This window comes from Geodermatophilus telluris, from assembly GCF_900102745.1.
GTDB lineage: Bacteria > Actinomycetota > Actinomycetes > Mycobacteriales > Geodermatophilaceae > Geodermatophilus > Geodermatophilus telluris.
The window spans coordinates 394898-405372 of sequence record NZ_FMZF01000005.1; the positions used below are offsets into that span (position 1 = coordinate 394898).

Consider the following 10475-nt stretch of genomic DNA (forward strand, 5'->3'; position numbering starts at 1 on the left):
GTGCACCGGGCTGGGTGGCTCAGTCCCCGCTGAAGGTGGCGGCGATGTCCATCGCGGCCGGCCCGAGCAGCACGATGAACAGGGTCGGGAGGATGCACAGGATCAGCGGGAAGATCACCTTCACCGGGATCTGCATGGCCTTCTCCTCGGCCCGCTGCCGCCGCTTGAGCCGCATCTCGGCGGCCTGGGTGCGCAGCACGTCGGCGATGGAGACGCCGTAGACGTCGGCCTGCACCACCGCGCGGATGAAGCGCCGCAGGTCGGCCACCCCGGTGCGCTCGGCCAGCGCGAGGTAGGCCTCGCGGCGCGGCTGGCCGACGCCGATGTCCTGCAGGGTGCGCACCAGCTCCTCGGCCAGCGGCCCCTTGCCCGTGCGCCCGGCACGGGCGAGCGCCGACTCGAAGCCCAGTCCCGCCTCGACCGCGATGGTCATCTGGTCGAGGGTGTCGGCCAGCTCCAGCTCGATGGCCTGCCGCCGCTCCTGCCCGCGGCTGGTCAGCAGCAGCTCCGGCACGAACCAGCAGACGACGGTCACCGCCACCACCAGGACGGCGAGCAGGGCGCCGGGCCGGGCGCTCAGCAGCAGCACCCCGAGCGCGGCGGCGATCGCGGGCAGCACCAGCTTGACGGTGAGCACCCGCGCCAGCGGCCACTCCGCCGGCCGCCCGGCGGTGCCCAGCAGGCGGTCGACCCGCGCCACGGTGCCCGGCGGGGTGAGGGCGCGCACCAGCCGGCCGGCGGCGCCGCCGCCCACGGGGACGGCCGCGCCGACGGGCGCGGCGTCCAGCCCGCGGGTGAGGTTGTCGCGCGCCTGCACGGTGGCGGCGTCGGGGCGGGCCAGCAGCGCCCAGCCCAGCAGGGGCACGGCGAGGGCCACGGCGAGGGCCGCGGCGAGCACGGGGACGGGGACGGCGCTCATCAGAACCGGATGCTCACGGTCTTCTTCAGCCACAGCGCGCCGGCGGTGAGCAGCAGCCCGCAGGCGCCGAGCATGACGAACCCGGCGGCGCTCTCGGTGAAGGCCGACAGGTAGTCGGGGTTGGTCAGCGCGATGAAGCCGCTGACCCCGAAGGGCAGCAGCATGAGCACGAGCGCCGACAGCTTGCCCTCGGCCGCCAGCGCCTTGACCTGGCGGCGGATGGCGTTGCGCTCGCGGATGGTCCGGCCGACCACGTCGAGCACCTCGGCCAGGTTGCCGCCGACCTCGCGGTGGATGGCGATGGCCTGCGCCACCCAGGTGAAGTCGTCGCTGGCGGTGCGGGCGGCCACCTCGTCGAGGGCGTCGGCCAGGTCGCGGCCCACCCGGGTCTCGTTGACGATCCGGGCGAACTCCTCCGACGTCGGCGCCTCGGCCTCCTGCGACACCGAGTCGATCGCGCGCAGCAGGCTGTGGCCGGCCCGCAGGCTGCTGGCCATCAGCTGCAGCGAGTCGTCGAGCTGGTCGGCGAAGGCCGCCTGCCGCCGTCCGGTCCGCCACGCCAGCAGCAGCCGCGCGCCCAGCGGGGCGGCGGCAGCCAGCAGCACGCCGAGGACGACGCCGCCGAGCAGCGCGCCGAGCAGCCCCAGGCCGAGCGCGGCCAGCCCGGTGCGCAGCACGAACTCCGGCAGGGTCACGCCCAGCCCGGCCCGCTCGAGGGCCGCCGTCCCGGAGGCCAGCCGGCCGCGGCGGGCGAGCGCCCGCGCCACGGCGGCGCCGGCGGCCGCCCCGGCGCCGGCCAGCGCCGATCCCTGCGGCACCACGGCGGGGTCGAGCCGGTGCAGCGGCACCCGCCGCGGGGCCGGCGGCACGACCGCGACCACCGCGAGCAGCAGCGCGCCGGTGGCGGCGAGCAGGCCCGCGACGAGCAGGGCCGGCGTCACGCGCCCCACCCCCGCTGCCGCGGCGGCGGGGCGCCGAAGACCCGCGGGTCGACGGCGATGCCCAGCTCGGCGAACCGCTCGGTGAACCGCGGCCGCACGCCGGTGGACACCGGCCGGCCGAGGAACCGGCCCGAGGCGTCGACGCCGGCGGAGTAGTCGAAGAGGAAGGCGTCCTGGAGGGTGACCGTCTCCCCCTCCATGCCCTGCACCTCGGTCACGTGGGTGACCCGCCGGGTGCCGTCGCGCAGCCGGGTCAGCTGGACGACCAGGTCGACGGCGGAGGCGATCTGCTCGCGGATGGCGCGCAGCGGCAGGTCCATCCCCGCCATGAGCACGAGGGTCTCCAGCCGGGCGACGGCGTCGCGCGGGGAGTTGGCGTGCACCGTCGACAGCGACCCGTCGTGGCCGGTGTTCATCGCCTGCAGCATGTCCAGGCTCTCCCCGCCGCGGCACTCCCCGACCACGATCCGGTCGGGCCGCATCCGCAGCGAGTTGCGCACCAGGTCGCGGATGGTGACCGCGCCCCTGCCCTCGATGTTGGGCGGCCGGGACTCCAGGCGGACGACGTGGTCCTGCTGCAGCTGCAGCTCGACGGCGTCCTCGATGGTGACGATCCGCTCGCCCTCGGGGATGAAGGAGGACAGCACGTTGAGCAGCGTCGTCTTCCCGGTGCCGGTGCCCCCGGAGACGATGACGTTGAGCCGGGCCTCGACGCAGGCCCGCAGCAGCTCGGCCATCTCCGGCGTGAGGGTGCCGAAGCCGATGAGGTCCTCGACGGTGAACGGGTCCTGGGCGAACTTGCGGATGGTCAGCGTCGAGCCGCTGAAGGCCAGCGGCGGGATGACCGCGTTGACCCGCGACCCGTCGGCCAGGCGGGCGTCGACCAGCGGCGAGGACTCGTCGATGCGCCGGCCCACCCGGGACACGATGCGGTCGATGACCCGCCGCAGGTGTTCCTCGGAGGCGAAGCGGGCGCTGCTGCGGCGCAGCTTGCCGCCCTGCTCGACGTAGATGTTCTCCGGGCCGTTCACCATGATCTCGGTGACCGTCGGGTCGTCGAGCAGCCGCTGCAGCGGCCCGTAGCCCAGGACGTCGTCGGCGAGCTCGGCGGTGAGCCGCTGGCGCTCCTCGGGGCTCAGCGGCACCCGCTCCTCGTCGACGACGGCGTCGAGCTCGCCGAGCACGATCGCCCGCAGCTGCTCCTCGCCGAGGCTCGCGTCGGTCATCCGGCTGCCCATGCGCTCGAACAGCGCCTTGCCGACCCGGTCCTTGAGCCGGGCCAGGGCGTCGACCGCGGGAGGCGGCGCGGGCGCCGCGGGTGCTGGGGGGACGACGGGCGCGGGCCCGTCGGGGGCGCTGTGCCGGCCGCGGGCGACGTCGAGGCGGGTCGCGAGGTTCACGACGCCGCCCGGTGCTTGGCCCGGTAGCGGCCGGGCCGGACGATCGGGGTGGCCGCGAAGCGCGACACCAGCCGGCGCAGCTCCTTGACGACCGGCTCGCGGCCGCCGTCCTGCAGCAGCGGCACCCCGCGGTTGGTCGACGCCGGGACCGACGAGGAGCGCGGCAGGACGACGTCGATGCCGGTCCCGATGGTGGTCTCGACATCGCGCACCGACAGCCCGCCCTTGGGGTCGGCGAAGTTCATGACCACGTGCCGGCCGGCCGGGATCATGCACAGCTCGCGCAGCACGTCGAGCTCCTTGCGCAGCCCGCGGACGCCGGGGACGTCCATGCTGCTGAGCATCACCACGTCGGTGGCCCGGTCGAGGGCCGCCAGCGTCTGCTCCGACAGCCCGGGGGCGGTGTCGACGACGACGTAGCGGAACTCGCGCGCGAGCGAGGCCAGCAGCCGGCTGACGTCGGCGCCGGTGATGGAGTCCCCGGCGGCCGGGGACTCCGCGCCGCAGACGGCGTAGAGGCCCGACGGGTGCTGGGTGAGGAAGGTCTTGAGCACCATCGTGTCCTGGCTGGCCGGGCCGTGGACGGCGTCGGGCAGCGTGTACTCCGGCGTCAGGCCCAGCGCCGAGGCGACGTCGCCGAACTGCACGTCGAGGTCGACCAGGACCGTCGACTGCGGCGCGGCAGCGGTGAGCCCGACGGCCAGGTTGGTGGACACGGTGGTCTTGCCGACGCCGCCCTTGGGCGAGGCGACGGTGATGACCCGGCCGGTGTAGCGGGCGGTCTCCTCCAGCGGGCGCAGCACGCGGCGCCGGCCGGCAGCGGCGGCCCCGGCGCGGTCGATCGCGGCCCGGAGGGCCTCCACCGGGGCGTCGGGCGCCAGCAGGTCGCGGATGCCGGCGCGCATGGCCTCCTGCCACAGCTCCGGCGTCGGCGCGGCGACGAGGACCACGCTGATGCCGGGGCACTGCACGTCCAGCCGCGCGGCCAGCGAGAGCGCCTCGGCGGGGGCGGCGTCGGGGCCCACGACGAGGACGTCGGGCAGCTCGCCGTCCCACAGCTGCTCGAACAGGCGGGCCGGGTCGCTCGGCAGGCGGCCGGGCGGCAGGACGTGCACGTCGCCGTCGGCGGCGGCGAGGACGCGGCCGCACAGCTCCTGGTCGGCGGCGGCCAGGACGATGCGGCTCACTTCTGCTCCCGGGTGTAGACGTCGGTCTGGGTGAGGACCCCGGTGCCCCCGGTGTCGGCGCCGGCCGGCTCGCGCGAGAGCCAGAGGGTGCCGTGCTCGACGCCGAAGACCACGGTCTCGGCGTCGGAGGCGGGCAGCGCGAGGGTGACCAGCAGGCTCTCGGTGGGGACGGCGTCGCCCTCCCCGTCCGCGGCGGCGGTCTCGGTGTCCGCGCTCGCCGGGACGACGCCGCCGTCGACGCGGGTCACCAGGACGCGGTGCAGGACGGCGTGCGTCGTCGCGGTGCCGTCCTCGTAGGTCAGCGACAGGAAGACGCCGACGGTGTCGCCGGCGACCAGCCGGCCGCCCGCGGCGCGCTCGGGGGTCAGCAGCACGGCGACCTCCTCGGCACCGTCGGGCAGGGCCACGCTGCCGGGGTCGCGCAGCGCGGCGGGGTCGCCGAACCGGGCGGCCAGCAGCTGCTCCCCCGGCTGCAGGTCGGCGGTGGCCACCCGCCCGGCGAGCTCGGCCAGGTCGGTGACCCGGCCCTCGGCGGCGGCCTTGGCCGGCAGCAGCTCGGTGCGGACCAGGTCCTCGAGGTCGCCGGCGGGGGTGCCCTCGGGGACCGGCTGGTCCACGACGAGGACCTCCACGGTCTCCACGCCGGCGAGGGCGCGGGCGTCGGCTGCGCGGACGTAGGCCACCAGGACCACGGTGCCCACGAGGGCGAGCAGGAGCGCCGCCAGGGCGGCGAGCAGTCGTCTCACGGGGTACCTACCGGATCAGGCGCAGGACGGCCGACCCCAGGTCGGGCGCGTCGGGGTCGAGGGAGAAGGCGTCGGAGAGCTCGACGAAGCGGGTGAAGTAGCCGGTGATGCAGCGGTCGTTGCCGGTGCACGGGCGCGGCGTGGTCTCGAACTGGCCGCCGAGGAAGTAGCCGGTGATCCGGAACGCCGCGTAGCCGTAGACGTGGTACCAGGCGTTGCTGCCGGTGCTGCCGTACTGGTCGAAGATCGGCAGCAGCACCGTGGAGCCCAGCCAGCGGGAGAGGTCGGTGGGCTGGCAGGCCGAGGGCGGCGTGTTGCCGGTCGACGACGTCGACCGGCCGTTCACCGCGCTGGTGGCCTGGCACCGGCCGGCGTCGGTCACCAGGTAGCCGAAGCCGCCGGGGACGGTGTTGTGCGACGGCCCGGTGCAGTCGGTGGTGCCCGAGGTCTTGGTCAGCCGGATGGTGCGCACGGTGGTGCCCGAGGGCATCCCGCCGTCGGTCTGCTGGGCGAACTCGCACCAGGAGAAGGTCAGCGGCAGCACCGCCGTCCCCCCGCCCGGGGCGCCCCAGGCGACGGTCGCCGACGCCGAGACCGCCGTGGCGTCGATGCCGAGCACCGGGGCGAACCAGTGCTCGGTGGGCTGGCGGCCGGTCACGGTCACCCGCGTCGGCCCGCTGGCGAGCACGGGCCGGTCGGCGTCGGCGGTGCCGGCGTTGGCCGCCACCATCGCGTCGGCCGTGGCCTGCACGTCCCCGCAGGCGCCGCGGGCGCAGTCCTGGGCGACGGCGAGCGCGCCGGCGTCGGCGGCCACCTGCAGGCGGGCGCGCTCGGCGTAGACGGCGCCGACGTCGACCGCGATCGCGGCGAAGCCGAGCAGCGGCACGAGGAGCAGGCTGAGCAGCACGGCCGCGGCGCCGCGCTCCTCGGCGAGCCGGGGACGCAGCCGGCGGATCAGCCACCGCACCGCATGACCCCCGTCCCGGTCATGTCCACCGACGCCCCGAAGAGGCCGGTGACGAAGGGCATCTCGTAGTCGATCCGCAGTCGCACCAGCGTCGAGCCGGTGGTGGTCGGGCAGCGGGCCGGGGTGATCACGATCTGGGCGTCGGTGAGCGCCGGGTCCAGCGAGGAGGCCACCGAGCGGACGGTGGCCCGAGCGGCGGCCGGGTCGTTCTGCAGCGCCATCATCCGCACGCCCTCGCGGGCGGCGGCCGACAGCGTGCCGTTCACCTGGAACCCGCGGCCGAACTCGACGATGCCGAACACGAGGAGGACCAGCAGCGGGACGATCAGCGCGAACTCCACGGCGCTGGCCCCGCGCTCACTCCGCAGCGACTGCATCGTCGGTCCTCCTCTCTCGGGTCTCGGGTCTCGGGTGCGCTCCGGCGCAGCGGCCTCGCGCTGGAGGCCGCTGCGCCGGGCAGCGGACGATCGGCTCTGCGGGATCGGTCAGTCGCCGATGGCGTCGAGGACGTCCTGGAACATGCCGCGGAGCTCGGTGCCGAGGGTGGCGACGAGGCCGACGATGACGGCGGCGATGAGGCCGACCATCAGGCCGTACTCGACGGCGGTGGCGCCCTTCTCCTCACGGAGGCGGTCCTGGGCGACGGCGACGAGGCTGACGAGGGTGGCGAAGACGTTCTGCACGGGTACTCCCTGGAGGCGGAGCCGGCCGGTACGGGTCGGCTGACCCGTCCTCGCGGCTGTGCAGGGCCCATCGCCACGACGGCTCGCCGACTTGAGAGGCGGCCACCGCATCGGAGGACCCCGGCCACCCGGTCGATCGACCTCGGTGAGGCCGCGGTCACACTGGGTGACCGGTTTCAGGCGAGGCCGGCGGTCCAGGTCGCGGTGAGCAGGGCGCCCAGCAGCAGCGCGGGGCCGAACGGGAGCTCGCTGCGCCGGCCGACCCGGCGCGCGGCCAGCAGCACGAGGGACACCGCGGCCTGGACGACGAACGCGGCCAGCACGCCCAGCAGCAGCGCCGGCCAGCCCAGCCAGCCCAGGTGCAGCCCGAGCAGCACGCCGAGCTTGACGTCGCCCATCCCCAGCTGCCCCGGCGCCGCGAGGGCCAGCGCCAGCAGGGCGGTGAACAGCACGACCGCACCGAGGGCGGCGCGCCCCAGGTCGAGCCAGGCGTCCCCGGCCGCGGCGGCGACGGCGAGCAGCACCGCCGAGCCGGCGACCGCGGGGGCCAGCACGCGGTCGGGCAGCAGCCGCTCGCGCAGGTCGATCACGCCGAGCAGGACGCCCGCGGCGGCGAACCACAGCCAGGCGGCCAGCTCGGCGGTGGCGCCGAACCGCAGCGCGACGAGGGCGAACAGGGCCGCGGTCGCCACCGGCAGGACCCCGGGCGGGGCCGCTCCCCCGCTCCCGCGCAGGACGCCGCCGACTGTGGCCGGGCGGGGCCAGGGGAATCGGGCCGCCGCGCGGTCGACGAGCGCGCCCACGGCCGCGCCGAGCACCGCGGCCACGGCCAGGACCACGCCGGTCACCGGGCGGTCCGGCGGCGGGGGGCGGGCACGGTCAGCACGGTGGCACAGCGCCGCGCCCCGCCCGGGACGCCCGGCGTCCGCCTCGCCCCGGTCGTCCCGCCCGTCCCGGACGGCGCAGCCGTCGCAGCGCGCGGCCCGGGGACCGTCGTCCCCGTCGGGCAGCATGCGCCCGTGCCCTTCGACGCGACGCTGCTGCGCTGGCCCGGGGCGGGCGGCTGGGTGTTCGCCCCCGTCCCCGACGAGCACGCGCCGGAGGCGGCGGGACCCTTCGGTCGGGTGCCGGTGACCGCGACGGTCGACGGGCGGACCTGGCCCACCAGCGTGTGGCGCGACCGTGCCGGCGGCTGGCTGCTGCCGGTGCCGGCGCGGATCCGCGCCGGCAAGGACGACGGCGATGTGGTGCGGGTCGAGGTCGCCGTCGACCACGCCCGGCTCTGACGGTGGCGCGGACCGGTCGACGCTCGAGCGCGCGGTCGTCAGCGGTCGTACCGGACGTGCAGCAGGCCGTCGTCCACCTCGGCGAGGCGTCCGCCGACGGCGGCCATCGCTTCGGCCGCGTGCGCCAGCCGCTCGTAGGCCGCCGCGGCCGCCGGGAGACCGGTCGACCGGTCGGCGGCGTGCCGCAGGCCCAGCACCTCGACGGTGCGGACCAGGGCGCCGTCGACCACGGCGTGCACGGACAGGGCACCGCCGTCGGCGACGAGGTCCCGCGCGGGGCCCACCCGGGCGGGCACGACCGCCCAGCGCCGCCGGCCCAGCTCCTGGGGCGACACCTGGCGGGCCAGCTCGTCCAGGACGCCCGGCGGCAGCGGCGGACCGCCCACCTGCCGCAGCACGCCGCCGGCCGCCGTCACCACGGGGGTCCCCGGGACGTCGTCGACGGACAGCACCCGGTCGCCGGGCAGCGGCGGCTCGTCGACCACCCGGACGCGCCACCGGGAGAGGGACGGGGGCACGGCCGGCGCCGTCGGCGGCTCGACGCCGCGGGAACGTTCCCGGCGGGAGGGCCGGGTGGCGAGCAGGTGGCCGTCGCGCATCGGCTGGGCGAGTGACCAGCCGGCGGCGTGGGCGGCCCGGAGCTCCGCGGCGAGCGCGCGCAACCCGGCGACGGCGTCACCGAGGGTGCGGACACCCTCGAGCTGCCAGCGGTGCTCGGTCTCGTGGCGCGAGCCGGGCCACGGCGAGGGCGGCCGCACGGAGGAGGTCGGGAGGGTCATCGCGGTCCTCGCGCGAGACGGCGTCCTCCGCGGCGGGTGACCGGCAGCTGCCGGGCCGGCGCCGAGGAGGGTGCGCCTCGCGGGTCGGGGCCGGCGGGTGTCCCCGGGCGGGGTCTCGCGCCGGCGCGCGACATCGTCGCACGCGCCGGCGGCTGGTGGCGGGTGGTCAGGACGGGAGGAGCTGCCCCTCGGCGGCCGGGCGGACCAGCCCGAGCTCGTCCATCGCCTGCTCGTAGCACTCGTGCAGCAGCACCAGGCGGCCCACCAGCCGGTCGCCCCAGGCCGCCGACGTGCTGACCGCCGTCGGCTCGGTCATCAGGGACCAGAACAGGCGGTCGAGGTCTCGCCCGCGGCCGACCCCGCGCCACTCCGGTGCCGGGAGCTCCAGGCCGAGTGCGGCGGTGAAGCGGCGGGCCACGTTCTCCCGCAGCGCGGCGACGGTGCCGGCGTACGCGGCGAGCGCCCGGACGTCCCAGGCGGACCGCCGGGCCCGTCCGCGCCGCGGTGCCACGGCCGGCTCGGGGACGGCGAGGCCGATCGCCCGGCCGAGGAGGGGCACCAGCCGCTGTCGCGCGGCAGCGGACAGCGTGTCGTTCGCGTGGCGCAGGACGGCGGCCAGCTCGCCGTCCACGCAGGCGGGCTCGTCGCTGAACGGCTCACCGGCGAGCAGTGACGTGTACTCGAGGAAGCACGCCCCGCGGACCGGGCTGCGGTGCCGTCCGCGGCTCAGGACGGGCATCCCCTCGGGTAGCTGCGACATGGTCGACCTCCCTGCACGGGGACACCGTCGTCCCCACCGGCGGTCAGAGCGTAGGCGCGGACGGCGCCGTGCACGTCTCGATCACGCGTGCCCGGCCACGAGCGCGAGCGCCCGCCGGACCCAGGCGGCGAGGTCCGGGTCGGTGGCGTACCCGGCCCGGTCGACGAGGACGAAACCGGACAGCGTCCGGCCGCCGAGCACCATCGGGCCCACGTGCGGCTCGGCCAGCGCCGCGGTCACGCCGTCGCGTCCGAGCCGGACCAGCAGGCCGGTCGCGGTGACGCCGCAGCACATCCGCCCGCCGACGGAGAACGACAGCCCTCCGCCGACCATCCGCTTCTCGACGACGTCGTCGCGGACGGCGAGCATGCGGCGGACCCGGTCGGCGGTCTCCCGGTCGTACGCCACGGCTCAGCCTGGCCGATGGTCGGCGCTGGCGACAGTGCGCGGGGCCAGGGTCCACCGCCCGCCGCTCAGTAGGGCGGGGGTTCGGTGACCGCGGTCAGCCCGGTGGGGGTGGTGACGGTCAGCGTGCCGTCGGGTGTCAGCTCGTGGTGCCAGCCGGGTGCCTGGTGCTTGCCGCGGTGGTGGCTGGTGCAGAAGCCGGCCAGGTTGGCCGCGGAGGTCTCCCCGTCGGGCCAGGTGCGCACGTGGTCCAGTTCCCCGGCCTTGGGGACGCGGCGGCGGCAGCCGGGGAAGCGGCAGCGCCGGTCGCGGGCGCGCACGTGCCGGTCCAGCGCCGCGCTGGGCCGGTAGCCGGGCGTGGGGCCGGGTGGGGTGAGGCCGGGGCGGCCGGTGAGGTCGTGG

14 protein-coding genes are annotated in these 10475 nt (G+C 76.8%); 1 reads left to right on the forward strand and 13 read right to left on the reverse strand.

Going from position 1 to position 10475, the window contains the following annotated elements:
• Window positions 1–19 precede the first annotated feature (19 nt).
• The 9 genes from BLQ97_RS17800 to BLQ97_RS17840 form a co-directional block, all read right to left on the reverse strand.
• Complete coding sequence (locus BLQ97_RS17800; protein WP_091367326.1) at window positions 20–919, reverse strand: type II secretion system F family protein; 900 nt, start codon at window positions 917–919, stop codon at window positions 20–22.
• Window positions 919–1860, reverse strand: a complete 942-nt coding sequence (locus BLQ97_RS17805; protein ID WP_091367327.1) for a type II secretion system F family protein — start codon at window positions 1858–1860, stop codon at window positions 919–921. The genes BLQ97_RS17800 and BLQ97_RS17805 overlap by 1 nt, the downstream gene beginning before the upstream one ends.
• A complete protein-coding gene (locus BLQ97_RS17810; RefSeq protein WP_091367328.1) occupies window positions 1857–3260 on the reverse strand; it encodes a TadA family conjugal transfer-associated ATPase in 1404 nt (467 codons plus the stop codon). Before BLQ97_RS17810 ends, BLQ97_RS17805 begins: the two co-directional genes overlap by 4 nt.
• Window positions 3257–4447, reverse strand: coding sequence for a CpaE/TadZ family protein (locus BLQ97_RS17815; RefSeq protein ID WP_091367329.1), 1191 nt, complete (start codon window positions 4445–4447; stop codon window positions 3257–3259). Before BLQ97_RS17815 ends, BLQ97_RS17810 begins: the two co-directional genes overlap by 4 nt.
• Window positions 4444–5193 (reverse strand): Flp pilus assembly protein CpaB, encoded by a 750-nt coding sequence (gene cpaB / locus BLQ97_RS17820; RefSeq protein WP_091367330.1) that lies wholly within the window; start codon window positions 5191–5193, stop codon window positions 4444–4446. The genes BLQ97_RS17815 and cpaB overlap by 4 nt, the downstream gene beginning before the upstream one ends.
• A gap of 7 nt (window positions 5194–5200) precedes the next feature.
• Window positions 5201–6160 carry a pilus assembly protein TadG-related protein gene (locus BLQ97_RS24295; RefSeq protein ID WP_281181443.1) on the reverse strand — a complete coding sequence of 320 codons (960 nt, stop codon included), beginning with the start codon at window positions 6158–6160 and terminating at the stop codon, window positions 5201–5203.
• A complete protein-coding gene (locus BLQ97_RS17830; RefSeq protein ID WP_091367331.1) occupies window positions 6148–6537 on the reverse strand; it encodes a TadE/TadG family type IV pilus assembly protein in 390 nt (129 codons plus the stop codon). The genes BLQ97_RS24295 and BLQ97_RS17830 overlap by 13 nt, the downstream gene beginning before the upstream one ends.
• A 108-nt stretch (window positions 6538–6645) precedes the next feature.
• Complete coding sequence (locus BLQ97_RS23690; RefSeq protein ID WP_217637242.1) at window positions 6646–6843, reverse strand: Flp family type IVb pilin; 198 nt, start codon at window positions 6841–6843, stop codon at window positions 6646–6648.
• Between the two features lie 176 nt (window positions 6844–7019).
• Window positions 7020–7691, reverse strand: coding sequence for a prepilin peptidase (locus tag BLQ97_RS17840; protein WP_091367333.1), 672 nt, complete (start codon window positions 7689–7691; stop codon window positions 7020–7022).
• 171 nt (window positions 7692–7862) lie between these two features.
• Between BLQ97_RS17840 and BLQ97_RS17845 the strand changes: the two genes are divergently transcribed.
• Entirely contained in the window at window positions 7863–8129 is a 267-nt protein-coding gene (locus BLQ97_RS17845) for a DUF1905 domain-containing protein (protein WP_175471799.1), read from the forward strand.
• A gap of 38 nt (window positions 8130–8167) precedes the next feature.
• Here BLQ97_RS17845 and BLQ97_RS17850 read toward each other — a convergent pair whose 3' ends face one another.
• From BLQ97_RS17850 to BLQ97_RS17865, 4 genes are all read right to left on the reverse strand, one after another.
• On the reverse strand, window positions 8168–8908 hold the full coding sequence (locus tag BLQ97_RS17850; RefSeq protein ID WP_091367335.1) for a hypothetical protein: 741 nt from the start codon (window positions 8906–8908) through the stop codon (window positions 8168–8170).
• 166 nt (window positions 8909–9074) lie between these two features.
• Complete coding sequence (locus tag BLQ97_RS17855; protein WP_139173731.1) at window positions 9075–9668, reverse strand: hypothetical protein; 594 nt, start codon at window positions 9666–9668, stop codon at window positions 9075–9077.
• An 81-nt stretch (window positions 9669–9749) separates the two neighbouring features.
• Window positions 9750–10076 carry a TfoX/Sxy family protein gene (locus BLQ97_RS17860; protein ID WP_091367337.1) on the reverse strand — a complete coding sequence of 109 codons (327 nt, stop codon included), beginning with the start codon at window positions 10074–10076 and terminating at the stop codon, window positions 9750–9752.
• A 65-nt stretch (window positions 10077–10141) separates the two neighbouring features.
• The coding region (locus BLQ97_RS17865; RefSeq protein ID WP_139173733.1) for an HNH endonuclease signature motif containing protein at window positions 10142–10475 on the reverse strand (334 nt) is incomplete at its 5' end.

Excerpts from the sequence above, each read along its gene's own strand:
- BLQ97_RS17800 (WP_091367326.1), bottom strand. The coding sequence starts at position 919 with ATGAGCGCCGTCCCCGTCCCCGTGCTCGCCGCGGCCCTCGCCGTGGCC.
- BLQ97_RS17830 (WP_091367331.1), bottom strand. The coding sequence starts at position 6,537 with ATGCAGTCGCTGCGGAGTGAGCGCGGGGCCAGCGCCGTGGAGTTCGCG.
- BLQ97_RS17850 (WP_091367335.1), bottom strand. The coding sequence starts at position 8,908 with ATGACCCTCCCGACCTCCTCCGTGCGGCCGCCCTCGCCGTGGCCCGGC.
- BLQ97_RS17855 (WP_139173731.1), bottom strand. The coding sequence starts at position 9,668 with ATGTCGCAGCTACCCGAGGGGATGCCCGTCCTGAGCCGCGGACGGCAC.